Genomic DNA, 25,418 nt, shown 5'->3' on the forward strand with positions numbered 1-25,418 from the left:
ATGATCACCGCGGGGCGCTGGTGGCGGCGAACCTGGTGCGGGGCAGGGACCGCGACGAGAAGGTGGCCCGGCTCCTGGAGCGGTTCCGGGCCTACACCGGCAACCCGGACCTCGCCGTCGACGAGACGATCCTCTCCGAGCAGCTCGTCTCCAACGACCGCAACCTCGGCATCTCCTACCTGATGCGCAGCCTCGGCATGCTGCACGGCGACATCGAGGAGAACCTCGCCGTGTACCTCTCGGCGTGCTCGGTGACGGTGACGGCCGTCGAGCTCGGCGTGATGGGCGCCACGCTCGGGCACGGCGGCGTCAACCCGGTCACCGGCGAGCGGGCGCTGGCCCGCGAGCACACCCGCAGCGTGATCAGCGTGATGAACATGTGCGGCATGTACGACGCGGCCGGTGAGTGGGCCCACGACGTCGGGATCCCGGCCAAGAGCGGCGTCTCGGGCGGGATCATGGCGACGATCCCGGACTACTTCGGCCTGGGCGTCTACTCCCCCGGCCTGGACCGGCACGGCAACTCCGTGCGCGGCGTCGCGGTGTGCCGGGAGCTGTCCGCGCGGTTCGGACTGCACGTGTTCGCCGACCCGTCGGAGTCCCGGTTCGGGCGGGTCGCGCAGCCGGACTGACCCGCACGGACGCCCGCGCCCCGCGCCGGCTCTCGCAGCGGCCTGCCGCCCACCCCCACGCACCCCGCGCCGGCGTGTCGCACCGGCTGCGACGGGTGCGGCACGCCGGCACGGGGTGCGACACGCCGGCACAAGGCGCGGGACCGGGACCGGGACCGGTCAGGCGCGGGCGAGCGGGAGCTCCGCGACGGTCCGCCAGGACCCGGGTTCGTGGGATCCGGCGAGCAGGTGCAGGCGGTCGACCCGCGCGTCGACGGGCAGGAGCGGGCGGATGCGGTCGGCGGCGTCCCGCAGCGCCACCTCCGACGCGTGCCGGCGGTAGCCGACGGTCAGGTGCGGATGCGGTTCGTGCTCCCCGCCGTAGGGGGGATGTTCCGGGAACGCCCGCGCCACACGGGCCGTGAGCTCGTCGAACGGCTCCGACGGGTCCGGCGCGAGCCACACGTACTCCGTACCGAACCAGCCGACGTCGGCGAGCCGGAACCGGAACGCCGGCACGTCGGACACCGCGTCCCGCAGCCCGGCCACGGTCGCGTCGTCGATCCCGGACGGCGCCGCGAACGGGTACAGCACCGTCACGTGCGCCGGGACGCCCGCCGACGCCGTGGGGTCCAGCACCGCCCGCAGCTCCCCCACGACCGGCTCTGCGTCCGGCACGAGCGCGAGCACGGCACTGCGCGTCGCGCCGTCCGGAACGGTGATCGGCACGATGGTGATCCTCCCCTCCGACGGCACGACCCCTCCGACGGCACGACCGGGACATCCGAACGCATCACCGGAACGGACGTGGCAGGCGGACCGGTCACACGCCGAGACGACGGGCCTCGTCGGCGTCGACCCGTCGCTCGGTCCCGCAGCTCGGACACCGTGCCTCGAGGCGGCTGGGGAACGGCAGGACCGGCACGAAGAACAGCGTGAACCGGTTACGGCGGCGGACGAGCGACTGCGGGCCGGGATGCCCGCACCGCCCGCACGCCAGTGGGACGAGGCCGAGCGGCCACTCCCTGCGCGACAGCCCGACGATCACCAGCACCGGTCCACCCGCCTCCGCTCGGACGACTGTGGCATTCGTCCGTATCAACGACACGGATGCCGCATTCGTGCCCCGCCGGCGGGCGGAGGCGGGACGGAGCGGGGCTACAGGGACGCGATCAGCCGGTCCACCCGCTCGTCGACGGCGCGGAACGGGTCCTTGCACAGCACGGTGCGCTGGGCCTGGTCGTTCAGCTTCAGGTGCACCCAGTCGACGGTGAAGTCGCGCCCGGCCGTCTGGGCGGCGGCGATGAAGTCACCGCGCAGCTTGGCCCGCGTGCTCTGCGGCGGGGTGTCCTTCGCGGCCTCGATCTCGCCGTCGTCGGTGACCCGGTCCACGAGGTCCTTGCGCTGCAGCATGTCGAAGATGCCCCGGCCGCGGCGGATGTCGTGGTAGGCGAGGTCCAGCTGCGCGACGCGGGCGCTGGCCAGGTCCAGGTTGTGCTTGTCCTGGTAGCGCTGCACGAGCCGGCGCTTGATCGCCCAGTCGATCTCGCGGTCGATCAGCGACAGGTTCTGCGACTCGACGGCGTCCAGCGTGCGGCCCCAGAGCTCGACGATCCGCTCCATGGTCTTGTCGCCGGTGCCGCGCTGCTCCATGTACTCGACGGCCTTGGAGTGGTACTCGCGCTGGATGTCCAGCGCGGAGGCCTCCCGACCGCCCGCCATCCGGACCGTCCGGCGGCCGGTGAGGTCGTGGCTGATCTCGCGGATCGCGCGGATCGGGTTGTCCAGCGTGAAGTCCCTGAACTGGACGCCGGCCTCGATCATCTCCAGCACGAGCGTCGCCGACCCGACCTTGAGCAGCGTCGTGACCTCGGACATGTTCGAGTCGCCGACGATCACGTGCAGGCGCCGGTAGCGCTCGGCGTCGGCGTGCGGCTCGTCGCGCGTGTTGATGATCGGCCGCGACCGGGTGGTCGCCGACGAGACGCCCTCCCAGATGTGCTCGGCCCGCTGGGACAGGCAGTACACGGCGCCCCGCGGGGTCTGCAGGACCTTCCCGGCTCCGCAGATCAGCTGGCGGGTGACCAGGAACGGGAGGAGCACGTCGGCGATCCGGGAGAACTCGCCCTGGCGGGCCACGAGGTAGTTCTCGTGGCAGCCGTAGGAGTTGCCCGCCGAGTCGGTGTTGTTCTTGAACAGGTAGATGTCGCCGCCGATGCCCTCGTCGACCAGCCGGCGCTCGGCGTCGACGAGCAGGTCCTCGAGGATCCGCTCGCCCGCCTTGTCGTGCGCGACGAGCTGGGTCAGGGAGTCGCACTCGGCCGTCGCGTACTCGGGGTGCGACCCGACGTCCAGGTAGAGGCGGGCCCCGTTGCGGAGGAACACGTTCGACGAGCGGCCCCACGACACGACCCGTCGGAACAGGTAGCGCGCGACCTCGTCCGGCGAGAGGCGCCGCTGACCGTGGAAGGTGCACGTGACACCGAACTCGGTCTCGACCCCGAAGATCCGACGCTGCATGCCCTTCAGGGTAGGCGTTGATGCACCTCTACTGTCAGAGGTGTGAACGAGTGGTATCGGCGTGCCGCCGGAAAATCCCGGCATCTGCGGGGCGGGCTGGCGACCGTGTCGGCGACCGACCGGGCCGTGACCGCGGCCGTCGCGAACCGTCCGTACTCGGGACTGGACGTCGCGCTGCGCCGGCTCACCCGTACGGCCGACCACAGCATCCTGTGGGCCGGTATCGCGGCGATCCTGGCCGCCCGGAGAGGGGCGAGCCGCAAGGCCGCCCTGCGCGGCATGCTCTCGATCGCGCTCACCAGCGGTCTGGCCAACGCGGTGCTGAAGCCGTCGTTCCCCCGTCGCCGACCGGCGGCCGCCGAGCTGCCCGACTACCGACGGATCCCCGACCCGCCCACGTCGTCGTCGTTCCCGTCCGGGCACGCCGCGTCCGCCGCGGCGTTCGCGACGGCCGTGGCGCTGGAGAACCGCAAGGTCGCACCCGTCGTCGTGCCGCTGGCCGCCGCGGTGGCGTACTCGCGGGTGCACGTCGGCGTGCACTGGGCCTCCGACGTGCTCGTCGGCGCCGGGATCGGGTCGGCCGTCGCGCTCGCGACGCAGCGCTGGTGGCCGGTGCGCACCTCCGACGAGGCCCGCGCCCGCCCCGTCGACACGGTCCCGGAGCTGCCGCGGGGCGAGGGGCTCGTGATCGTCGCGAACCCGTACTCCGGCCCGCCGGACTACGACGCGTCCGATGACGTCGCCGAGCGCCTGCCCGCCGCGCACCACCTCGTCGTGCGCGAGGGCGTCGACCTCGTCGAGGAGCTGGAGAAGGCGGTCGCCGAGCGGGGCAGCTGGGTCCGGGCGCTCGGCGTGGCGGGCGGCGACGGGACCGTCGCGGCCGTCGCCTCGGTGGCCGACCGGCACGGGCTGCCGCTGGTCGTGGTACCGGCCGGGACGCTGAACCACTTCGCCCGCGACGTCGGCGTCTACGACACCCAGGAGGCCGTCGACGCCACGCAGGCGGGCGAGGCGGTCGCGGTCGACCTGGCGCTCGTCGAGGCCCACCCCGGCAAGGGCGACGACCCGGAGGACCCCGCGGTCACCGACACCCGCTACTTCCTGAACACGGCGAGCGTCGGCTCGTACCCGGAGCTGGTCCGGCTGCGCGAGCAGCTGCAGAACCGCTGGGGCAAGTGGCCGGCGTTCGCGTTCGCGCTGGTCACGGTGCTACACCGCTCGGAGCGGGTGAAGGTCAGGATCGCCGACGAGTGGCACGACGTCTGGTTCATCTTCGTCGGCAACGGCCCTTACTACCCGCGTGGCGCCGTCCCGGCATGGCGCCCCACGCTCGACTCCGGCCTGCTCGACGTGCGCTGGCTGGCCGCCGACGTCCGGTTCTCCCGCCTGCGCGTGCTCGGCGCGCTGCTGCTCGGCGCGCTCGGGCACAGCCGCGTCTACCACCAGATGGAGGTCGCCGAGCTCGACGTCGAGCTCGCCGAGCCGAGCATGCTGGCCACCGACGGCGAGATCGTCACCGAGGCCGGCCGGTACACGTTCCGCGTCGCCCCGAACCCGATCCCGGTCTACCGGCGCGACGAGGAGCGCTGGTCCGGCCGCTCGCGTCCGTTCCAGGGCTGAGGGTGTCCGCGCACCCGCTGCTGCTGCGCGGCGCGCGCCTGCTGGGCGGCCCGGACGGGTGGGCGCACCGCGGTGAGCCGGTGGACGTCCGGATCGACGACGGCCGGGTCACCGCGCTCGGCGACCGCCTGCCCGGGGAGGGCGCCGAGGTCGTCGACCTGGACGGTCGCACGGTCGTGCCGGGCCTGTGGGACAACCACGTCCACATGCAGCAGTGGGCGCTGGCCCGCCGCAGGCTCGACGTGTCGTCGGCCCGGTCCGCGGCCGGGGCCGCCGCGCTGGTGGCCGACCGGCTGCGCGACGAGCCGCCCGCGGCCGGCGAGACGCTGGTCGGCTACGGGTTCCGGGACGCGCTCTGGCCGGACGCCGCGCACCGCGACGTGCTGGACCCGGTGGCCGGGGACGTGCCCGTCGTGCTCGTGTCCGGGGACCTGCACTGCGGGTGGCTGTCCTCGGCCGCGCTGGACCGCTACGGGCACCGCGACCACCCGACCGGGCTGATCCGCGAGTCCGAGTGGTTCGCCGTGACCGTCGCGCTCCAGGACGTGCCCGCGGATCTGCTCGACGGGTTCGTCGACGAGGCCGCCGCGGCCGCGGCGGCACGTGGTGTCGTCGGGATCGTCGACTTCGAGGCGCCCTGGTGCCTGCCGGACTGGGAGCGGCGGATCGCCGCCGGGACGGACGCGCTGCGGGTCGTCGCGTCGGTGTGGCCGGAACGCCTGGACGACGCGATCACCCGCGGGCTGCGCACCGGGGACGCGGTCGGCGAGCTGCTCACGGCCGGCCCGCTGAAGGTGATCACCGACGGGTCGCTGAACACCCGCACCGCGTTCTGCGTCGACCCGTACCCGGGGACCGCGGAACACGGCCTGCTGCTCGTGCCGCCGGACGAGCTGCAGCCGCTCCTTCGCCGGGCCACCGGGAACGGCCTGGACGCCGCCCTGCACGCGATCGGCGACCGGGCGAACACGCTGGTCCTCGACGCGTTCGCGGCCACCGGCGCGCGCGGGCGGATCGAGCACGCCCAGCTGCTCTCCGACGGCGAGGCGCAGCGGTTCGCCGAGCTCGGGCTCGTCGCCAGCGTGCAGCCGGAGCACGCGCTGGACGACCGCGACGTCGCCGACCGGCTGTGGGCCGGGCGCACGCACCGCTCCTTCCCGATGGCGTCGCTGCACGCGGCAGGGGTGCTGCTGGCGCTCGGCTCGGACGCGCCGGTCGCGCCGCTGGACCCGTGGGTCGCGCTGGCCGCGGCCGTGCACCGGAGCTCCGACGGCCGGGAGCGCTGGCACCCGGAGCAGGAGATCGGCCGGGACGTCGCCCTGGAGGCGTCCGCAGGCCCGGACGGCCCGATCGCGCCCGGCCGGCGGGCGGACCTCGTCGTCGCGGACGGCGACCCGGTGGAGTGCGACCCGGCGACGCTGCGCGCCATGCCGGTCGCCGGGACGCTGCTCGGCGGTCGCTGGACGCACCGCGAGGGCCTCTGATGGACCGGGTCGCGGAGCTCGTCGCGCGCTTCGAGTCGGCGGCGGCCCGCGCCGTCCCGTGGGACCTCGGCCGCACCTCCCGGAGCCGGGACCCGGACGCCGACCCGCTGGACGAGCTCGTCGTCGCGACCGTCGAGCTGCCCGGCGGCCCGCTGTCGCTGCTGCGCCCGGCCGATCCGGACGCGCTGGCGTTCGAGCCGGTCGGCCGTGACGTCGGCGGGGACGGGACCGAATGGCACCCGCCGCACTGGGCCCGGCTGTGGCCGAGCGCGACCGTCCTGGCGAGCGCCCTCGCGAACGACGAGCTGGACGGCGCCCGCGTCCTGGAGCTGGGCTGCGGTCTCGGCCTGCCGTCGCTCGCCGCCGCGCGGGCCGGAGCCCACGTGCTCGCCACCGATCTCTCCCCCGCCGCGGTGGCCCTGACCTCGGTCAACGCAGCCCACAACGGGCTCGACGTGGACGTCGCCGTTGCCGACTGGACGGCGCCGCCGGACGTGGTGACCGCGGGCGCGCCGTGGGATCTGGTGGTGGCCGCCGACGTCCTCTACGGGCAGTGGGCCGACAACCTGCTGGCCGACCTGCTCCCCCGGCTCGTCGGGACCGAGGGCGCGGTGCTCGTGACCGATCCCGGCCGCGAGCCGGCCGACCGCTTCCTGCACGCCGCCGACGCATGGGACGTCCAGTCCCGGGACGCAGGAGGGGGCGGCGTCGCGTTGCATCTGCTCCGCCTTTCGGACAGGTGACCGCAGCCGGATCGTGTGATCATCGGGTACACATCACCGTTGCACGCCGAAAGGAGTAGTCCCGTTCCTCGCCTCTCGCAGGCCGCCGCGTTCGCGGGCCTCGCCGTCACGTTCACGGTGGTGATGCTCGGCGCCACCCTCCCGACCCCGATGTACGCGCTCTACCAGCAGGAGCTGCGCTTCTCCCCGATCACCCAGACGGTGATCTTCTCCGTGTACGCGGTCGGGGTGCTCGCCGCGCTGGTGCTCACCGGTCGCTGGTCCGATCTCGTCGGGCGCCGGCCCATGCTGCTGGCCGGGCTCGGGTTCGCGCTGGTCAGCAGCGTGGTGTTCCTGCTGGCCGGGCCGGTGTGGGTGCTGCTGCTCGGGCGGTTGCTGTCCGGGCTGTCGGCGGGGATCTTCGCCGGGACCGCGACGGCGGCGGTGGTCGAGGCGGCGCCGGAGTCCTGGCGCACCAGGGCGTCCGCGGTGGCGACGGCCGCGAACATCGGCGGTCTCGGCCTCGGCCCGCTGCTGGCCGGGATCTTCGTGCAGTACCTGCCCGCGCCGCTGCACCTGTCGTTCGCCGTGCACGCCGTCGCCGTCGCGCTGTGCGTGCTGATCGTGTGGTCCGCGCCGGAGACCGTGACACCGACGCCGGGTGTGCGGCTGCGCCCGCAGCCGGTGCGCGTCCCGGCCGCGGTCCGGCCGGTGTTCGTCAGCGCCGCGACGGCCGGGTTCGCCGGGTTCGCCGTGACCGGCCTGTTCGCCGCGATCTCCCCGCGGCTGGTGTCCGAGATCGTCGGGAACCCGAACCACGCCGTCGCGGGCCTCGTCGCGTTCCTGCTGCTCGGGTCGTCCGCCGCGTCCCAGCTGGTCGCGAACCGGTTCGACGCCGGTGTCATGCTCCGGCTCGGCTGCGTCGGCCTGGTGGTCGGGATGGCGCTGGTCGGGCTGTCCGTCGCGACCGGCTCGATGGCCCTGCTCGCGACCGGCGCGGTCGTCGCGGGCGTCGGGCAGGGCCCGACGCTGTCCAGCGGTCTGAAGACCGTGAACGCGCGCGTGGACCCGGACCAGCGGGCGGAGGTGACGTCGTCGTACTTCGTGGTGCTCTACGTCGCGCTCTCCCTGCCGGTGATCGGGCTCGGCGCGGCGTCGCAGTCCTGGGGTCTGCGGACGTCCGGGATCGCGTTCTGCGCCGGGGTCGCCGTGCTGGCCGTGGTGTCGCTCGTCGCGCTGACCCTGCTCGCCCGCCGGTCCGCCCGCAAGGAGGCGGCCGCCACGCCGCGGTGAGCGAGCGCTCCGGGGTCAGCCCTTCGGCAGGTTCTGCACGTGCTGGAAGCCGAAGCGGCCCTTGATGCACAGGTGGCCGTGGGTCACCGAATGGTCCGACGGGCTCGTCACGTTCACGATCTCGTTGTTCTGGACGTGCAGCTCCAGGTTGCAGCCCACCCCGCAGAACGAGCAGATCGTCGTCGTGACCGTCTCGTTCTCGCCGTCCCACTCGTCGGCCTCGCGGAGCTCGTACTCGCGTACCGACTTCAGCGCGCCCGTCGGGCAGACGCCGATGCAGTTGCCACAGTAGACGCACGCGGAGTCCGGGAGCTCGACGTCGAACTCGGTGGCGATCCGGGCGTCGAAGCCGCGGCCGGCCGCCGCGATCGCGAACGTGAACTGCGCGTCCTCGCCGCAGGCGTTGACGCACTTGTAGCACATGATGCAGCGCGAGTAGTCCCGCACGTAGAGGTCGTTGTCGACCTTGACCGGCTGGTGCACGTTCTGCGCGACCGACCCGTCCGGGGCGTGGTGGTGCCCGGCGTGGCGGCGGTCCCGCTCCCCCGCCTCCGCCGGTGGCGCCGGTGGGCCGTAGCGCTCGACGTCGACGTCGTAGTCGCCGATCCAGCGCTGGACGTCCGCGCTCGCCTCGGACATGTCCGCCGACGACGCGAGCAGCTCCAGCACCATCTTCCGGCTGTGCCGCACCCGCTCGGTGTCGGTCCGGACCTCCATCCCGTCCTCGACCTTGCGGGCGCAGGACGGCACGAGCACCCGGGAGCCCTCGACCTCGACGACGCACACGCGGCACGCGTTGATCGGGTCCATGTTCGGCGCCCAGCACAGCGTCGGCGTGTCCGCCTGCTCCGGGCTGCCCTCGCCGTGCAGCGCGTCCAGGATCGTCGAGCCCTCCGGGACGCGGACCTCGGTGCCGTCCAGGGTCAGCGTGACCATCCGGCGGATCTGACCGAGCATGACCGGGCCGCCGGACAGCCGTTCCTCGGCGTGCGGCGAGGCCCCCGCCGGGTCGGCGACGGTCGGGCCGACGGCGCCGTTCGGGCGGGTCAGCGTCGTCGTGCGCTCCCCCGGCGGCGGCCCGTCGCCGGCGTCGGCCTCGGGACCGCCGTCGACGGACGGCGCGCCCCTGGTCGAGCCCCCGTTCGTCGCCGGGCCCTTGCCGGCCTGGTCACGCCCGGAATCGGTGGTGGTCATCAGTGCGGCACCTTCCCGTTGCGCGACGGCCCCGGAGCGTCGAGCAGGTTCAGCTGTATCGCCGACGTGATCGCGGCGGGCGCCGTCTGTCCCAGACCGCAGATCGATGCGTCCCGCATCACCCGCGCCAGGTCCTCCAGCAGCGCCAGCTCCGTCTCCCGCGAGCCGATCGGCGCGTCCCGCTCCAGGCGGGCCAGCACCTCCTCCTGGCGCACCGTGCCGACCCGGCAGGGCACGCACTGCCCGCACGACTCGTCGCGGAAGAACGCGGCGATCCGGCGGAGTGTGCCGGTCAGGTCGGCCTCGGTGTCGAACACGAGCACGACGCCGGACCCGACCGTCGCCCCGATCTCCCGGGTGCCCTCCAGCGTGAGCGGCACGTCGAGCTGGTCGGGGTTCACGAACCCGCCGGCCGCGCCGCCGAGCAGCACCGTGCGCAGCTCGCCCCGGGCGCCCCCGGCCTGGTCGAGCAGCTCGCGCAGCGTCGTGCCGAAGTCGACCTCGTAGACACCGGGCGTGCCGACGGCGCCGGACACGCAGAACAGCTTCGGACCGGTCGAGCGGTCCCCGCCGACGGACGCGAACGCCGGCCCGCCGATGTTCAGGATCTCCAGGACGTTGTACAGCGTCTCCACGTTGTTGATCGCCGTGGGCTTGCCGAACAGGCCGTGGGTGGCCGGGAACGGCGGCTTGTTCCGCGGCTCGCCGCGGTAGCCCTCCAGGGACTCCAGCAGCGCCGTCTCCTCGCCGCAGATGTACGCCCCGGCGCCGCGACGCAGCTCGATGTCGAACGCGAAGCCCTCGCCCATCACGTCGTCGCCGAGATAGCCGCGGTTGCGGGCGGCGTCGATCGCGTCCTGCAGACGGCGGGTGGCCAGCGGGTACTCGCCGCGGATGTAGATGTAGCCCTGGGTCGCGCCGGTGACGTACCCACCGATCGTCATGGCCTCGACCAGCCCGTACGGGTCGCCCTCCATGAGCACGCGGTCCTTGAACGTGCCGGGCTCGGACTCGTCGGCGTTGCAGATCATGTAGTGCGGGCGTTCCGGTGCCGCGGACACGCCCTCCCACTTCACGCCGGTCGGGAACGCGGCGCCACCGCGGCCGGTGAGCGAGGAGTCCTTGAGCTCCTTCACCACCCGGGTCGGGCCGAGGTCGATCGCGCGGCGCAGCGCGGAGTAGCCGCCCTGCGAGCGGTAGTCGTCCAGGCTCGACGGATCGACGACACCGATCCGGCGCAGCAGCCGCAGGTTCTCGTACGCACGGGTCTGCGGGGCGGAGACGGTCGTGTCGGCGAACCGCGCGTCGGCGCGGTCCGCGACCGGGTCGCCCACCGGCACCCGGGTCGCGGCCAGGACGTCGTCCGGCGTGGCCGGGGCCTGACTGAAGTCCGGCTCCCCGGCGCGCTGGTGCATCACGGCCGGTGCGCGCTCGCACAGGCCAAGGCACGGGCTGCGCACCCAGCAGGACGTCCCCTCCGACGGGGCGCCGGGCGACGCGCCGTCGGGGTCCGGGCCCGGCGCGTGCCCACCGCCCTCCGGCCCCAGCTCCTTCTCCAGCAGGGCGGCGATGTCCTCGCCGCCGTTCGGGCCGCACGCCACGTCGTCGCAGACGTGGACGGTGCGCGGCGCGCGGGGCTCGACCGAGAACATCGCGTAGAACGTGGCCACGCCGTAGATCTCGGCGGGCGGCACGTTCAGCGTCTGCGCGACGTGGTTCAGCGCGCCCTCGGAGATCCAGCCGGCCGCGTCCTGCACGGCGTGCAGCACGGGCAGCAGCAGATGGCGCCGCGCCCGCGCCCCGTGCCCGCCGTGCACCGACCGCGTCGGAACGTCCGAGTGGACGGGAGCGGGGACGTGCGTCGCGAACGCGGTGTCGATCGCCTCCCGCTCGGCCGCGCTCGGCTCGGCCGCCGACAGATGAAGATCCATTACGCTCCTGCCGCCGGCAGCGCGCCGGCTCCGTCGTTCTCGATCTTCTCGATCCGGACCGCGGTGGCCTTGAACTCCGACGTCCCGGACTTCGGGTCCCACGCGTCGTTGGTCAGCACGTTCACGTCCACCTCCTCGGTGAAGTGCGGCGTGAACGACGCCAGCCCGGGCCGCAGCGACGGGTCCAGCGACACCGGCGCCTCGACCGCCCCGCGGCGCGACACCACCCGGATCCGCTCGCCGTCGGCGATGCCGAGCTTCGCCGCGTCCTCGGCGTCCATCCGCAGCGACTCCGGACGGCGCAGCGGCGAGGAGTAGCCACCGGTCTGCACGCCCGAGTTGTACGCGTCCAGCACGCGGACCGTGGTGAGCCGGATCGGGAAGTCCGCGTCCAGCACGTCCACCGGTGCGACGTGCTCGACGGGCGTGAACGGCGCGGGCGTCCCGAGCTTCTCCGGGTCGCGCTCCCAGAGCCGGGCGTGCATCAGCGGGGTGCCCGGGTGCTCGAGGTCCGGGCACGGCCACTGGAGGCCGCCGAGCTCGTCGAGCCGCTGGTAGCTCATGCCGTGATGCCAGTTCAACGACAGCGACCGCAGCTCGTCCCACACCTGCTCGGCCGTCGGCTCGCCGAAGGAGTGCCCGAGACGGTCGGCCAGGTTGCAGATGATGTGCGTGTCCGGGCGCGCCTGACCCGGCGGGTCGATCGCCTTGCGGACCCGCTGCACCCGGCGTTCGGAGTTCGTGACGGTGCCCTCGTACTCGCACCAGTCCGCCGCCGACGGGAACACGACGTCCGCGAGCTCCGCCGTCGCCGTCCGGAAGATGTCCTGGACGATCAGGCAGTCCAGGCCCTCCAGCAGGTGCCGGGCGTGCGTGGCGTTCGCCTCGGACTCGGCCGGGTTCTCGCCGATGCAGTACAGCGCGTTCAGCTCGCCGCGCTCCATCGCCTCGAACATCTCCGAGAGGTGCATGCCCTTCTGCGGCGAGATCTCGCAGTCCCACGCCGTCTCGAAGCGGTGGCGCGCCTGGTCGTCGCCGAGGTCGTAGCCACCGGGCAGCTTCGCCGGGATGGCGCCCATGTCGCCGCCGCCCTGCACGTTGTTCTGTCCGCGCAGCGGCACCAGCCCGGATCCGTAGCGGCCCACGTGCCCGGTCAGCAGCGCCAGGTTGATCAGCGCGAAGACGTAGTCGGCCGCGTTGTGGTGCTCGGTGATGCCGAGCGTCCAGCAGATCTGGGCGCGGTCGGCGCGGGCGTAGGCGTGCGCCAGCTCCTTGATCGTCGCCGCGGGCACGCCGGTGATCTCCTCACCGCGCTCGAGCGTGTAGGGCTCGACGGTCGCCGCGTAGTCGTCGAAACCGGTCGTGGCGCGGTCGACGAACGACCGGTTCACCAGCCCGGCGTGGATGATCTCCCGGCCGATCGCGTTGGCCAGCGCGATGTCGGTGCCCACGTCCAGGCCGAGCCACGCGTCCGCCCACTGCGCGGTCGACGTGCGCCTCGGGTCCACGGAGTACATCCGCGCCCCGTTCCGGATCCCTTGCAGCACATGGTGGAAGAAGATCGGGTGCGTCTCGCGGGCGTTGCTACCCCACAGGACGAGAAGGTCGGCGTTTTCCGCCTCGACGTAGGCGGAGGTGCCGCCGCCGGCACCGAACACAGCCGTCAGACCGACGACGCTGGGAGCGTGTCAAGTGCGGTTGCAGGAGTCCACGTTGTTGGACCCCATCACCGCCCTGGCGAACTTCTGCGAGGTGAAGTTCATCTCGTTGGTCGCCTTGGAGCAGCTGAACATGCCGAACCGGTCACCCGGCACGCCCCGCAGGCCGTCCGCGGCACGGTCCAGTGCCTCCTCCCAGGTCGCCGGGCGGAGCTCCCCGTTCTCACGGACGAGCGGCTCGGTGAGCCGGACGTGGCGGGGACGACGTCGGTTGCGTGCCATCGGCGAACCTCCTGGCGAACACGTGTTGCAGGCCGTCTCCCACTGTAGGTCATGTAGAGATCCACATCACAGGACGCTCCAGAAAAGGTCCTGAGAGCGGACCGACGCTCGGCTTTGCCGGTACGGCAACTTGTCTTGCAGTAGTCGCACGGCCGGGCACATGATCTCGGCATGGATGACAACGATGTTCAGTACGACGTGGTCGTGGTCGGTGGCGGAGCGGCCGGGCTCTCCGGGGCCTTGCTGCTGGCCCGCGCGCGCTACCGCGTCCTGGTGCTCGACGACGGCACCCCGCGCAACGCCCCGGCCGACGGCGTGCACAACTGGCTGACGCGCGACGGCCTGCCGCCCGCCGAGATCGGGCGGATCGGGCGCGCGGAGGTGACCGGCTACGGCGGCGTCGTGCGCGACGCGCGGGTGACCGGTGCGCGGACCGGCTCCGGTGTCGTCGTCGTGACCAGCGGGGACGGCACCGAGTACCGGGCGCGCCGGCTGCTCGTGACCACCGGGCTCACCGACGAGATCCCGCCGGTCGACGGCCTGACCGAACGGTGGGGTTCCGACGTGTTCGGCTGCCCGTTCTGCCACGCGTGGGAGCACCGCGACACCCGGATCGGCGTGCTGTCCACCGGCCCGCACGACCTGATGAAGGTGCACATCGCCCGACGCTGGTCGGACGACGTGACCCTGTTCCTGCACACCGGGCCCGAGCCCGACGACGAGCAGTGGGCCGGGTACGCGACGGCGGGCGTCACGGTCGTCGACGGCGAGGTGGCCGGCACCGTCGTCTCCGACGGCAGGCTCACCGGTCTGCGGCTGGGTTCCGGGACGGTCGTGCCGGTCGACGCGCTGACGATCTCGCCTCGCGCGGTGGCGCGGGCCGGGTTCCTGGCCGGGCTCGGCCTGGAGCCGGTGGAGCACCCGTCCGGGCTCGGCGCGGCCGTGCCCGCCGGGCCGGACGGGAGCACGTCGGTTCCCGGGATCTACGCGGCGGGGAACGTCGTCGACCCGATGGCGACCGTGCCCGCCGCCGTCGCCGCCGGGAGCGTGGCGGCCGCCGGGATCGCCCGCGACCTGATCATGTCCGACCTGGCGACCGCCACCGGCACCGCCGCCGACGCCCGTGCCGCGGCCGACCCGTTCTCGGCCGCGTCCGAGGCGGAGTGCGCGACCCGTGTCGCCGGGGACCGGGTGCACGGTCTCGATGTCCCGGTCCGATAGGCGGCCGCGCCGTCCCCGAGCCGCGCCGTCCCCGAGCCGCGCCGTCCCCGAGCCGCGCCGTCCCCGAGCCGCGCCGTCCCCGAGCCGCGCCGTCCCCGAGCCGCGCGGTCCGCTGTGCTCCCGCGCGCGCCGTGATGCGCGCGGCAGCCGATCCTCCGCGCAGGAGGTCCGCGTGATGCGTACACGTCAGGGCCTCGCCATCCCGATCGTCGACGGGGGGCGTCCGCACGCCGCCGACCACGACAACGTGCCTCCCGATCGGTTTCGCGGATCGAGAGGTGCGTTGCGGCGGTCGCGGCAGCGGAAACGTGCCTCTCGATCCCGCCGAGGCATCGGGAGGCACGTCCCGGTCGTCCGGTAGCCGAACGCCCACGCCACCCTGCCCGGACAGGACGGCCGTGACCGGCGACGGGCGGGCGTCAGACCGGTGGGTGCCGGTCGGCCCACGGGCGGGCCGCCTCCAGTTGTGTGGCTAGTGCGAGCATCCGCCCCTCCGCCCCGATCCCGCCGACGAGCTGGACGCCGAGCGGCAGGCCGCCGGGCGTGATGTACAGCGGGACGGACATCGCCGGACGGCCGGTGATGTTCGCGAGCTGGGTGTACGGCACCGGTCCGAGGTTGCGGTCGACGAGCGTGTCGACGACGTTCGTCCGGCCCAGCAGCCCGGCGACCCGGCCGGCGAGCACGGCGCGGGCGAGCCTGCGCATCGGCTCCGGGGTGGCCAGCTCCCCGATCCGCCACGGTGGGCGGGACAGCGTCGGGGTGAGCAGCAGGTCGTAGCGCTCGTGGAACGCGGCCAGGCGGCGGGTGTGCTCGTTCCACCGCGCGTACGCGGACAGGTAGGTGGGCGCCGAGGTGGCCCGCCCGAGCGCGGCCATCATGCGCGTCTCGAGCTCGAACGCGTCGTCGGCGGCCCCGGTGCGTGCGCGGGCGTCGGCGACCTGATGGGCCATCGACGCGAACCACATCGTGAGGAAGTCGCGCGAGAGCTGCCGCTCGTCGACGCCGCTGCTCGCCGGTTCGACGGCGTGGCCGAGCCCGGTGAGCACGTCCGTCGCCTCGCGGACGGCGGCCAGCGCCTCCGGGTCGACCGTCCCGCCGATCGGCGACGCGGTGCTGACGCCGATCCGCAGCACACCGGGTTCGCGACGTGCGGCCTCGGTGTACGGCTCGTCCGGTGCCGCGAGCCGGTAGGGGGCGCCCGGCTCGGGTCCGACGAGCACGTCGAGCATCGCGGCGGTGTCCCGCACCGTCCGGGAGAGCACGCCCTGCACGGCCGCGCCGTGCATCCGCTCGGACTGGTGCGGCCCGTCCGGGACCAGCCCGCGACCCGGCTTGAGCCCGAACAGCCCGCAGCAGGCGGCCGGGATGCGGATCGATCCCCCGCCGTCGCTCGCGCCGGCGACCGGCACGATCCCGGCCGCCACCGCCGCCGCGGACCCGCCGGACGAGCCGCCCGGCGTGCGGGTGAGGTCCCACGGGTTGCGGGCGGTCGGGCCGGCGACCGGCTCGGTGATCGCCTTCGCGCCGAACTCCGGCGTCGACGTCTTGCCGAACACCACCAGCCCGGCGTCCAGCCAGCGCCGCACGACCTCGGAGTGCCGCTCGGCGGGGACCGTCGCGAGCGGCCCGGTCCCGGCGGCCGTCGGGACGCCTGCGTAGTGCTGGCCGAGGTCCTTGATCAGGAACGGAACGCCGGCGAACGGGCCCGACAGCGTCTCCGAGAGCCTCGCGCGGGCCTGGGCGTGCATCGGCCGCGCGATCGCGCCGATGCGTCCGTCCACCTCGGCGGCGCGGGCGGTCGCGGCGTCCAGCAGCTCGGCCGCCGAGACCTCGCCCTTCTCGACCAGTGCGGCCAGCCCGACGGCGTCGTACGAGCGGTACTCGGCGTAGTCCATGCCAGGGATCCTTGCGGCGCAAGGGCGCCGTGTCGATGGCCGGACGTCCGCTCGGTACGCACCCTGATCCGCAGAAGGCGCACCGGTCCGGCAACCGCGCGCAGCACGACGCGCGCGAACACCGGATCACCGCGCGTGGCGCCGGATCCCGCGCGGGCGGGGCACGTCCGGCGGGCGGTGCGGTCGTCGGGTCAGCGGCCGGGGCGTTCGTCCCGGGCTCTCGCGTACTCCTCGGGTGTGTTCACGTTCGTCAGCGACGCCAGGCCGGGGTCGTCCGTGACGAGCGCGGCGCGCAGCTCGTCCTCGGTCAGGTGACGCACACGGCACCGGTCGAACAGCGACGGCGGGCGCCCGTCGCCGGTCGCGGTCAGGTCACGGATCAGTCCGGTCAGCGACGTCCGGTAGACCGCCGCGAGCGGCTGGTGATGGCCGTGCGCGACCGGCAGCGCGACGTCGTCGTCGGCCCCGAGCGCGTCGAGCACGCAGGTCACGAACGCCGGAACCAGCAGCGGCATGTCGACGGCCGCCACGAATGCCCGATCCACCGTGTCCCCGACGGCCTCCAGGCCGACCCCGATGGCGGGCAGTGGGCCGAGGTCCGGCACCGGGTCGTCGACGACCTCGACGCCGTCGGCCAGTGCGGGCAGGTCCTGTGCGGCCGCGCGGACCACGACGAGCGGGCCGTCGACCGCATCGCCGAGCACGGAGACCGTCCGGGCCAGCAGCGGCGTGCCGTGCCAGTCCAGCCACGCCTTCGGGGTTCCCATCCGGGAGCTGCGGCCACCGGCGAGGACGATCCCGGCGGCCGGTCGCGACGGTGTTGCGGCCACGCGACGAGCCTATTCTGGAGCACGTACCCGAACCGAGGAGGCGCCATGGGCCGGCTGACCGTCCGCCGATCTGTCCTGCGGCTGACCCCCGACGGCGGGACGCGCTCCCGCCCGGACACGCTCGTCGCCGAGGAGCCGCTGGAGATCCGGGTCGGCGGCAAGCCCCTGTCGGTCACCATGCGCACACCGGGGCACGACGTCGAGCTCGCGCACGGCTTCCTGCTCACCGAGGGCGTGATCGGGACCGGCGACGACGTCGCCGTCGCGCGGTACTGCAACAGCGTCGACGACGAGGGTCGCAACACCTACAACGTGCTCGACGTCGATCTGGCCCCCGGCGTCGCGCCACCGGACGCGTCACTGGAACGGAACTTCTACACGACGTCGTCGTGCGGTGTGTGCGGCAAGGCGTCCCTGGACGCGGTGCGGCTCAAGACCCGCCACTCCCCCGCCGCCGACCCGCTCACGCTGGACCGCGAGGTGCTCGTCTCGCTGCCGGACCGCCTGCGCGAGCACCAGAAGGTGTTCGGCTCGACCGGCGGCCTGCACGCGGCCGGCCTGTTCCGGGCGGACGGATCGCTGATCGTCGCCCGCGAGGACGTGGGGCGGCACAACGCCGTCGACAAGGTGCTCGGCCACGTCCTGATGAACGGCGGGGTCCCCGCGACCGGGACCGTCCTGATGGTGTCCGGACGGGCGTCGTTCGAGCTGGTGCAGAAGGCCGTGATGGCCGGGGTGCCCGCACTGACCGCGGTGTCGGCGCCGTCGTCGCTGGCCGTGGAACTGGCCGAGGAGTCCGGAATGACGCTCGTCGGGTTCCTGCGCGGCGAGACCGGGAACGTCTACACCGGCGCGGAGCGCATCCGGGTCTGAGCGTCCGCGGGCATCCCGGGGCAGGGCCGCTCCCGCTCCGGCACCGGGCGGCGCCGCGCCCCGCCGATCACGACGTCGCGGGCCGCCCGGACGCCACCGGCTCCGGCTCCTCGTCCGGCGCCGCGTCCCGCCGCGAGCCGCCCATCGTCGTGGCTGCGACCGTGAGCACCACCAGCACGCACCCGGCGAGCTGCCAGACCGTCGGGCGCTCCCCCATCACGACGGCGCCGAGCAGCACGGCCAGCACCGGCTGGACCAGCAGCAGGGCCGCTGACGTGCCGGGCGGCAGCCCCGCGGAGCCGCGGGTGATCAGCACCCACGCGACGACCTGCCCGGCCAGCGCCAGCACCGCCAGCCAGAACCAGGACGCGAGCGGCAGGTCCACCGCGATCCCCTGGGTCGCGCCGCCGACGATCCCGGTCGTGAGCGCCGCCGCCACGGTCGCGGCCGCGACGGGCGTCACGACGTGCCCGCGAGCCGCCCGCGCGCTGGAGCGGCTCAGGTACAGGTAGCCGGCGTAGGCCAGGCCCGCCGCAGCGCCGAGGGCGGCACCCCGCACCGGCGACGGCATCGTCGTGTCGCCGCCCAGTGCGCCACCGGCCAGGGCGATACCGGCCAGCAGCACCGGTGCGGCGATCACCTGCCGTCGCGGCACGACCGTGCCCGCGACGGCGAGCGCGATCAGCGGGAACGCGATCACCTGCACGTTCAGCACGACGTTCGCGATCCCGGACCCGGCGTCCAGCACACTCTGCGTCCAGAGCAGGAAGTCCGCACCCAGCAGCGCGCCGCCCGCCAGGCCCCACCCGATCTGGCGGGCGCCGGGCGTCCCGAACCGGCGGGCCTCCCACGCGGCCAGCGGCAGCAGCACGGCGAGCGCGATGATGCAGCGCCAGAACGACGCCGTCGCGGCGCCGACGTCGGCGAGCCGCACGAGAACGCCTGTCGACGCCAGCGTCGCGGCACCGGCGAGCAGGGTCCGGGCGGAGGAGCGCATCGGGGAGGTCACGGCCTCCACGTTGCCTCCGCGGACCACAAAGATCCAATGAGTAGATCTGCGGTGCACTGCGTAGAATCGCTGCGTGATCGAGTGGGGTCGTCTGCGAGTGTTCGGGGCCGTCGCGGAGCACGGGTCGGTCGGGGCCGCCGCGGCCGCGCTGCACATCACCGGCCCCGCCGTCACCCAGCAGCTGCGCAAGCTGGAACGCGAGACCGGGCACCGGCTCGTCGAGCCCGACGGGCGGGGCATCCGGCTGACCGCGGCCGGACATGTGCTGGCCGGATACGCCGGGTCGGTCGCGGAATCGGTCGCCGACGCGGGTCGTGACCTGGCCGCGCTGCGGGACGAGGCGGTCGGCCCGCTGCGGATCGGGGCCGTGGCCAGCGCGTTGCGCGCTCTGCTGCCCGCGGCGCTGCGGTCGCTGGCCGCCGAGCACCCGCGGCTCGTCCCGACGGTGCGCGACGGCGAGGTCGTCGACCTGCTGCCCGCACTGCGGTCCCGGGACCTGGACGCCGTGCTGCTGGAGAGCTGGGACGACCTACCCGCCCGGCTGCCACCGGGCGTGCGGACGTGGGACGTGGACACCGAGGAGGCGCTGCTGGCGGTGTCCGCCGGTCACGGGCTCGCCGGGTCCGACCGGGTTCAGCTCTCCGCCACCGACGGCGAGATCTGGGTGAGCTGCCCGTCGGGTACCGAGTCCTACGAGGCGCTCGTCCAGGTGCTGCGCGAGTCCGGTGTCGAGCCGGAGGTGCGGTACCGGGTGGCGGACTTCACCACGCATCTCCGCCTCGTCGCGGCCGGCATGGCCGTCGCGATCGTGCCCCGCGGCGCGCTGGACCCGATCCCCGAGGGCGTCGCGCTCCGGCCGTGCAGCCCGCCGGTACGCCGCACGCTGGCCGTCGCCGTGCGGGAGAACGACGACACACCGGGCCTGCGCGCGTTCCGCGACGCGGTCGTCCGGGCCGCGCGGGAGCGGAACCGGGCGCCCGGCCCGGCCGGGACCTGACGGCGGAGCGCCCTGACCGGCAGCGGCCGCGACCGGTGCCCGCCGAGCAGCGGCGAGTCCCCACCGTCGGCCGGCTCGGTGCGACGCCGGTCGGGCGACGACCTACCCGAGCATCTCGCGCACCATCGGGATCACGCGGGAACCGTACAGCTCGACCGCCTTCATGCGGGCCGACACCGGCTGCGGGCCGACCGTGTAGATCAGGTCGAAGCGTCCGGCGCCGATCGCGCGGACCGAGCCGGCGATCTTGCGAGCCACCGTCTCCGGGGACCCGACGTGCAGCGCGCCGCCCTCGACGTCGGCCTCGAACCGGCCCCGCGACATCGGAGGCCATCCGCGCAGGGCACCGATCCGGTCCATCTGCGCCTTGTAGGGCGCGTAGAAGATCTCGCGGGCCTCGTCGTCGGTGTCCGCGACGAAGCCGGGCGCGTGCATCCCGACCGGCTTCGGCTCGTGCCCGAACTGCTCGACGGCACGGTGGTACAGGTCGACGTACGGCGCGAACCGCGCGGGCGGACCACCGATGACCGCCAGCATCAGTCCGAGGTCGTGACGGGCGGTGCGCACCACCGACTCCGGGGACCCGCCGACGCCGACCCACACCGGGATCCGGTGCCCGGCCGTCGGGAACACCTCGGCGCCCTCCAGGGCCGCGCGGGTGGTCCCCTGCCAGCTCACCGGCTTCTCGTCGAGCAGCCGGACGAACAGGTCCAGCTTCTCCTCGAACAGCACCTCGTAGTCGGCCATGTCGTAGCCGAACAACGGGAACGACTCGGTGAACGACCCGCGACCGACGATCACCTCGGCCCGTCCGTCGGACAGCGCGTCGAGCGTCGCGAACCGCTGGTAGACGCGCACCGGGTCGTCCGAGCTGAGCACCGTGACGCCGGACGAGAGCCGGATGCGCGACGTCCGCGACGCGATCGCCGCCAGCACCGTCTCCGGTGTCGAGATCGAGTACTCGGGACGGTGGTGCTCCCCGAGCGCGACGACGTCGACGCCCGCCGAGTCGGCCACCACGACCTCCTCGACGACCTGCCGGATCGCCACCGGGTGCGGCAACGGCTCGCCGTCGTCGCCCGCCGGGACGTCGCCGAACGTGTCCAGACCGAAGATCATCGCTGTTTCGCCTTCAGGTGCTTGAGGAGGTTGGCGGAGAACCGGTCCCCTGTCACCGCCATCGTCGACCGCATCGTGCGCTCCACGACCGGGGCCGCGAGCCGGGACAGCGGCAGGTCGACGTCGAGGCGCAGCCCGATCTCCAGGTGCGTCCCGCCCGGGGTGTCGCTCAGCGTGTAGTGGCCCTCCGCGCCCGCCCACTCGGTCACGCCGGCGGGCGGCTCGTGGGTGAAGTCGATCCGGACGCCCTCGTCGAACGTCATCCGCTCGGTGAACACCGGCTTGATGCCGACACCCATGACCGCCAGCCGCACCATGTGCCACCGCCACAACGAGCCGTCGTCCTCGATCCTCGACAGCAGCGGCGTCAGCTTCGGCAGCAGCACCGGGTCGACCAGCACGTCCCAGACGGCCTTGCGCTCGGCCGTGACCGTCGCCTCGGACGCGACGTCCGCCGAGAAGCGCGTCATTCCGGCAGCGCACCACCGGCGGCGGGGGTGTCGTCCCCGCCGGCCACGTCGGGCTCCGGCTCGCTCGTGCCGCGGTTCGCGGCAGGCAGCAGGTCGGTCAGCGCCGCACCGGAGATCCGGCGGAACGTCCGGCGCTCCCTGGCGCGGTCCAGCACGGCGACCTCGAGCGCGTCGGCGCCGAGCACCCTGGCCTGCTGCGAGCTGCCGTTCGACGCGGACGGGTCGGCTCCCGGCACCTGCAGCCCGCCGAGCGCGACCTCGATCGCGGCGGACAGCTCCAGGCCGTGCTCGTAGGTCTCGCCGAGCTTCGTCGAGATCGGCTCCGTCTGGCCGCCCATCACGACGTAGCGGGGCTCGTCGGTGATCGAACCGTCGTAGGTGATCCGGAACAGCTGGTCACCGTCCGGGTTGTGCCCGACCTCGGCCACGCACAGCTCCACCTCGAACGGCTTCTGCTGCTCGACGAACGCCGTGCCCAACGCCTGCGCGTACGCGTTGGCCAGCATCCGGCCGCTCACGTCGCGACGGTCGTAGGTGAAGCCCCGGAAGTCGGCCATCCGGATGCCGCCGGTGCGCAGGTTCTCGAACTCGTTGTAGCGGCCGACGGCGGCGAAGCCGATCCGGTCGTAGATCTCCGAGACCTTGCGCAGCGACGTGCCGCGGTTCTCCGCGACGAACAGGACGCCTCCGGAGTAGGTCAGCACGACGACACTGCGGCCGCGCGCGATGCCCTTGCGGGCGAGCTCCGAGCGGTCGCGCAGCAGCTGGTCGACGGAGGAGTAGAACGGCATCGTCATGGCGGGAGCGCTCCAGGTCTGTCGTGCGAGTGCGGGGTTCGGGGCGACTTGTCAGCCGCCGGGACGCGCGCGGCGGCCCTCGATGACCTGGTCGACCACGGCGGAGATCTCGTCCTCCGGGCGGCGCACCGCGCCCTGGGCGGTGATGCTCACGACGATCGGGTAGATCCGGCGCACCGTGTCCGGTCCTCCGGTGGCGGTGTCGTCGTCGGCCGCGTCGTAGAGCCCTTCCAGGGCGGTGCGGACGGTCGCGGCCAGGTCGCCCTCCGGGTCGCGGAGCTTCTTGATCGACGACTTCGCGAACACCGAGCCGGAGCCGACGGCGTGGTAGCCGAGGTGCTCGTCGTAGCGCCCGCCGGTGGGGTCGTAGGTCACGATCCGGCCGGCCTTCGACGGGTCGGCTGCCTCGACGTCGTAGCCGGCGAACAGCGGGACCACGACGAAACCCTGCATCGCGGCGCCCAGGTTCTGCCGGATCATCCCGGCGAGCTTGTTGGCCTTGCCGTCCAGCGACAGCGGGACGCCCTCGAGCTTCTCGTAGTGCTCCAGGTCCACGCTGAACAGCCGGACCATCTCCAGCGCGATCCCGGCCGAGCCGGCGATCCCGACGGCCGAGTGCTCGTCGGTGACGAAGACCTTCTCGATGTCGCGCTGGGCGATCGTGTTGCCCGCCGTGGCGCGCCGGTCGCCGGCGATGACGACGCCGCCGGGGAACGTGAGCGCGACGATCGTCGTGCCGTGCGGCACGCCGAGGTCCGAGGCCGGCGACCCGGCGTGACCAGGGACCACACCGGCACCCGGCATCAGGTGCGGTGCGGCGGACCCGACGAAGTCGGAGAACGACTGCGCGCCGGTCATGTACGTACTGAGCTGACCCGTGTGCTGCCCGGGAAGAATCCCGGGGGCGGCCGGCGGCCGGAACTCCATGGTCGGGTTCGTGCCTCTCCTCGTTCGGTGTGGCTCACTGCCTGACGACGGGACCGCCCCCGGCGGACCGGGGGCGGGGGGAAGCCTACTGGCCGCCCTTCTGCACGTAGGACCGGACGAAGTCCTCCGCGTTCTCCTCGAGCACGTCGTCGATCTCGTCGAGGATGGTGTCGACGTCCTCGCCGAGCTTCTCCCTGCGCTCCTGGCCGCTGCCCTCGGCGCCGTCCGCGCCCTCGTCGTCGCCGTCGCCACCGCCCTGGCGCTTCGTCTGCTCCTGCGACATGACGCTTCCTCCTCGCACTAGGGCCCGGCCACCGCGCGTTCCTCGCGCGACGGACCGGGTCCGGTACTCCTCCACCCTACCCACCGGTTCGCCGACACGCCCTACGTCACGTGCGACGACGTTCGGCGTGCCCCCCGAATCAGGTCAGCCCTGGGTGAGCTTGTCGACGAGCTCCTCCGCCGTCGACGTGGCCTCGAACAGCTCCCCGACGTGCCGCCGCGTCCCGCGCAACGGCTCCAGCGTCGGGATGCGCACCAGCGACTCGCGGCCCAGGTCGAAGATGACCGAGTCCCAGGACGCGGCCGCGACCTCGATGGGGTAACGCTTCATGCAGCTGCCACGGAAATAGGCACGGGTGTCCTCCGGCGGCTCCGTCATCGCGGCCATGACCTGCTCCTCGGTCACCACCCTGCGCATCGAGCCGCGGGTGACGAGCCGGTTGTACAGGCCCTTGGCCAGCCGGACGTCGGAGTACTGCAGGTCGACCATGGCCAGCCGCCCCGCGCCCCACTCCAGGCTGTCGCGCTCCCGGTAGGCCTCGAGCAGCTTGAGCTTGGCCGTCCAGTCCAGGCGGTCGGCCGTGGACATCGGGTCGCGCTCCAGGTCGTCGAGCACGCCGCCCCAGGCTTCCAGCACCTCGGCGGTGTCGTCGTCCACCTCGGAACCCTGGGTCTTCTCGACGTGCGTCGCGGCGCGCTCGTAGTACTCGCGCTGGATCTGGACGCCGGTGAGCTTGCGCCCGTCGGCCAGCTCCACCGTCTGCCTCAACGACGGGTCGTGCGACAGCTGCGCGACGGCCCGGACCGGCTCGGACAGCCGCAGGTCGTCGAACCGGCCGCCGTGCTCGATCATGTCCAGGACCAGCGCCGTCGAGCCGACCTTGATCAGGGTCGCGTACTCGGACAGGTTCGCGTCACCGATGATGACGTGCAGGCGGCGGTACTTGTCGGCGTCCGCGTGCGGCTCGTCGCGGGTGTTGATGATCCCGCGCTTGAGCGTGGTCTCCAGACCGACCTCGACCTCGATGTAGTCCGAGCGCTGCGCGATCTGGTAGCCCGGCTCGTCGCCCTGCTGGCCCAGACCGACGCGGCCGGCCCCGCACACCACCTGCCGGGACACGAAGAACGGCGTGAGCCCGCCGACGATCGACGGGAACGTCGTCGTGCGCGCCATCAGGTAGTTCTCGTGCGAGCCGTAGCTCGCGCCCTTGCCGTCGACGTTGTTCTTGTAGAGCTGCAGCCGCGGCGAGTTCGGCACGGTGGCGGCCCGGTTCGCCGCCTCCAGCATCACCCGCTCGCCCGCCTTGTCCCAGATCACGACGTCGCGCGGGGTCAGCACCTCGGGCGTCGAGTACTCGGGGTGGGCGTGGTCGACGTACAGCCGGGCGCCGTTGGTGAGGATGACGTTCGCCGCGCCGAGGTCGTCGAGGTCCTGGTCGAGCTGCGGAGCGAGCGACGGGGCGGACAGGTCGAAGCCGCGCGCGTCGCGCAGCGGGGACTCGACCTCGTAGTCCCAGCGCGCGCGCCGGTTGCGCGGGACGTCCGCCGCGGCGGCGTAGGCGAGCACGACCTGGGTCGAGGTCACCACCGGGTTGGCGGCGGGGTCGCCGGGCACCGCGATCCCGTACTCGATCTCCGTGCCCATGATGCGACGAGCGGTCATGCGTGAACCCCGGTCCT

General features: G+C 73.6%; 23 protein-coding genes. 8 read left to right on the top strand and 15 right to left on the bottom strand.

Annotated features, from left to right (window positions below; translation table 11 throughout):
* Positions 1 to 632, top strand: a 632-nt coding sequence (locus tag EV378_RS00005; RefSeq protein ID WP_165922075.1) for a glutaminase, incomplete at its 5' end; no start/stop codon positions are given.
* 159 nt (positions 633 to 791) lie between these two features.
* On the opposite strand, the gene EV378_RS00010 is transcribed toward EV378_RS00005, so the two are convergent.
* The 3 genes from EV378_RS00010 to pafA form a co-directional block, all read right to left on the bottom strand.
* Positions 792 to 1,340, bottom strand: a complete 549-nt coding sequence (locus tag EV378_RS00010) for a 2'-5' RNA ligase family protein (protein WP_243653185.1) — start codon at positions 1,338 to 1,340, stop codon at positions 792 to 794.
* Between the two features lie 94 nt (positions 1,341 to 1,434).
* Entirely contained in the window at positions 1,435 to 1,665 is a 231-nt protein-coding gene (locus EV378_RS00015; RefSeq protein WP_132420603.1) for a zinc ribbon domain-containing protein, read from the bottom strand.
* Between the two features lie 104 nt (positions 1,666 to 1,769).
* Positions 1,770 to 3,131: a Pup--protein ligase gene (gene pafA / locus EV378_RS00020; RefSeq protein ID WP_132420605.1), complete on the bottom strand. Its 1,362-nt coding sequence runs from the start codon at positions 3,129 to 3,131 to the stop codon at positions 1,770 to 1,772.
* Positions 3,132 to 3,173: 42 nt separating this feature from the next.
* Here pafA and EV378_RS00025 point away from each other — a divergent pair, with 42 nt between their 5' ends.
* Genes EV378_RS00025 through EV378_RS00040 form a run of 4 tightly spaced genes read left to right on the top strand, consistent with a single transcriptional unit; the run spans position 3,174 to position 8,250 of the window.
* Positions 3,174 to 4,751 carry a bifunctional phosphatase PAP2/diacylglycerol kinase family protein gene (locus tag EV378_RS00025; RefSeq protein ID WP_243653186.1) on the top strand — a complete coding sequence of 526 codons (1,578 nt, stop codon included), beginning with the start codon at positions 3,174 to 3,176 and terminating at the stop codon, positions 4,749 to 4,751.
* Positions 4,752 to 4,753: 2 nt separating this feature from the next.
* Entirely contained in the window at positions 4,754 to 6,235 is a 1,482-nt protein-coding gene (locus EV378_RS00030) for an amidohydrolase (RefSeq protein WP_243653187.1), read from the top strand.
* Positions 6,235 to 6,978 carry a class I SAM-dependent methyltransferase gene (locus EV378_RS00035; protein ID WP_132420607.1) on the top strand — a complete coding sequence of 248 codons (744 nt, stop codon included), beginning with the start codon at positions 6,235 to 6,237 and terminating at the stop codon, positions 6,976 to 6,978. The genes EV378_RS00030 and EV378_RS00035 overlap by 1 nt, the downstream gene beginning before the upstream one ends.
* 39 nt (positions 6,979 to 7,017) lie before the next feature.
* The gene (locus EV378_RS00040) at positions 7,018 to 8,250 is read left to right on the top strand and encodes an MFS transporter (RefSeq protein ID WP_243653188.1); all 1,233 of its coding nucleotides are present in this window, start codon (positions 7,018 to 7,020) and stop codon (positions 8,248 to 8,250) included.
* A 15-nt stretch (positions 8,251 to 8,265) separates the two neighbouring features.
* Here EV378_RS00040 and EV378_RS00045 read toward each other — a convergent pair whose 3' ends face one another.
* The 3 genes from EV378_RS00045 to EV378_RS00055 are packed head-to-tail and all read right to left on the bottom strand — an operon-like array spanning position 8,266 to position 13,315.
* A complete protein-coding gene (locus EV378_RS00045; RefSeq protein ID WP_243653189.1) occupies positions 8,266 to 9,444 on the bottom strand; it encodes a 2Fe-2S iron-sulfur cluster-binding protein in 1,179 nt (392 codons plus the stop codon).
* Positions 9,444 to 11,375, bottom strand: coding sequence for an NAD(P)H-dependent oxidoreductase subunit E (locus EV378_RS00050; RefSeq protein WP_132420609.1), 1,932 nt, complete (start codon positions 11,373 to 11,375; stop codon positions 9,444 to 9,446). Before EV378_RS00050 ends, EV378_RS00045 begins: the two co-directional genes overlap by 1 nt.
* A complete protein-coding gene (locus EV378_RS00055; RefSeq protein WP_132420611.1) occupies positions 11,375 to 13,315 on the bottom strand; it encodes a molybdopterin oxidoreductase family protein in 1,941 nt (646 codons plus the stop codon). The genes EV378_RS00050 and EV378_RS00055 overlap by 1 nt, the downstream gene beginning before the upstream one ends.
* 171 nt (positions 13,316 to 13,486) lie before the next feature.
* On the opposite strand from EV378_RS00055, the gene EV378_RS00060 reads away from it, so the two are divergent.
* On the top strand, positions 13,487 to 14,536 hold the full coding sequence (locus EV378_RS00060) for an NAD(P)/FAD-dependent oxidoreductase (protein ID WP_132420613.1): 1,050 nt from the start codon (positions 13,487 to 13,489) through the stop codon (positions 14,534 to 14,536).
* A gap of 419 nt (positions 14,537 to 14,955) precedes the next feature.
* On the opposite strand, the gene EV378_RS00065 is transcribed toward EV378_RS00060, so the two are convergent.
* Together EV378_RS00065 and mobA are read right to left on the bottom strand one after the other, a co-directional pair.
* Positions 14,956 to 16,434, bottom strand: a complete 1,479-nt coding sequence (locus tag EV378_RS00065; RefSeq protein WP_132420615.1) for an amidase — start codon at positions 16,432 to 16,434, stop codon at positions 14,956 to 14,958.
* 191 nt (positions 16,435 to 16,625) lie between these two features.
* Positions 16,626 to 17,264 (bottom strand): molybdenum cofactor guanylyltransferase, encoded by a 639-nt coding sequence (mobA, locus tag EV378_RS00070; protein ID WP_207908530.1) that lies wholly within the window; start codon positions 17,262 to 17,264, stop codon positions 16,626 to 16,628.
* A 45-nt stretch (positions 17,265 to 17,309) separates the two neighbouring features.
* On the opposite strand from mobA, the gene fdhD reads away from it, so the two are divergent.
* Positions 17,310 to 18,137: a formate dehydrogenase accessory sulfurtransferase FdhD gene (gene fdhD, locus EV378_RS00075; RefSeq protein ID WP_132420617.1), complete on the top strand. Its 828-nt coding sequence runs from the start codon at positions 17,310 to 17,312 to the stop codon at positions 18,135 to 18,137.
* A gap of 67 nt (positions 18,138 to 18,204) precedes the next feature.
* Here fdhD and EV378_RS00080 read toward each other — a convergent pair whose 3' ends face one another.
* The gene (locus EV378_RS00080) at positions 18,205 to 19,146 is read right to left on the bottom strand and encodes a DMT family transporter (protein ID WP_165922076.1); all 942 of its coding nucleotides are present in this window, start codon (positions 19,144 to 19,146) and stop codon (positions 18,205 to 18,207) included.
* 73 nt (positions 19,147 to 19,219) lie between these two features.
* Here EV378_RS00080 and EV378_RS00085 point away from each other — a divergent pair, with 73 nt between their 5' ends.
* Positions 19,220 to 20,143 (top strand): LysR family transcriptional regulator, encoded by a 924-nt coding sequence (locus tag EV378_RS00085; protein ID WP_132420621.1) that lies wholly within the window; start codon positions 19,220 to 19,222, stop codon positions 20,141 to 20,143.
* 102 nt (positions 20,144 to 20,245) lie between these two features.
* Here the strand turns inward: EV378_RS00085 and EV378_RS00090 are convergent, their stop codons facing one another.
* The 6 genes from EV378_RS00090 to dop all read right to left on the bottom strand — a co-directional run bounded on the left by EV378_RS00090 (position 20,246) and on the right by dop (position 25,401).
* Positions 20,246 to 21,262: an LLM class flavin-dependent oxidoreductase gene (locus tag EV378_RS00090; protein ID WP_132420623.1), complete on the bottom strand. Its 1,017-nt coding sequence runs from the start codon at positions 21,260 to 21,262 to the stop codon at positions 20,246 to 20,248.
* Positions 21,259 to 21,732 carry an SRPBCC family protein gene (locus EV378_RS00095; RefSeq protein ID WP_132420625.1) on the bottom strand — a complete coding sequence of 158 codons (474 nt, stop codon included), beginning with the start codon at positions 21,730 to 21,732 and terminating at the stop codon, positions 21,259 to 21,261. The genes EV378_RS00090 and EV378_RS00095 overlap by 4 nt, the downstream gene beginning before the upstream one ends.
* Positions 21,729 to 22,529 (bottom strand): proteasome subunit alpha, encoded by an 801-nt coding sequence (gene prcA, locus EV378_RS00100; RefSeq protein ID WP_132420627.1) that lies wholly within the window; start codon positions 22,527 to 22,529, stop codon positions 21,729 to 21,731. Before prcA ends, EV378_RS00095 begins: the two co-directional genes overlap by 4 nt.
* A 51-nt stretch (positions 22,530 to 22,580) precedes the next feature.
* The gene (gene prcB / locus EV378_RS00105; protein ID WP_132420629.1) at positions 22,581 to 23,456 is read right to left on the bottom strand and encodes a proteasome subunit beta; all 876 of its coding nucleotides are present in this window, start codon (positions 23,454 to 23,456) and stop codon (positions 22,581 to 22,583) included.
* A gap of 85 nt (positions 23,457 to 23,541) precedes the next feature.
* Positions 23,542 to 23,739: a ubiquitin-like protein Pup gene (locus EV378_RS00110; protein WP_132420631.1), complete on the bottom strand. Its 198-nt coding sequence runs from the start codon at positions 23,737 to 23,739 to the stop codon at positions 23,542 to 23,544.
* A gap of 144 nt (positions 23,740 to 23,883) precedes the next feature.
* On the bottom strand, positions 23,884 to 25,401 hold the full coding sequence (dop, locus tag EV378_RS00115; RefSeq protein ID WP_132420633.1) for a depupylase/deamidase Dop: 1,518 nt from the start codon (positions 25,399 to 25,401) through the stop codon (positions 23,884 to 23,886).
* Positions 25,402 to 25,418 lie beyond the last annotated feature (17 nt).

It is taken from the genome of Pseudonocardia endophytica, assembly GCF_004339565.1.
Taxonomy (GTDB): domain Bacteria; phylum Actinomycetota; class Actinomycetes; order Mycobacteriales; family Pseudonocardiaceae; genus Pseudonocardia; species Pseudonocardia endophytica.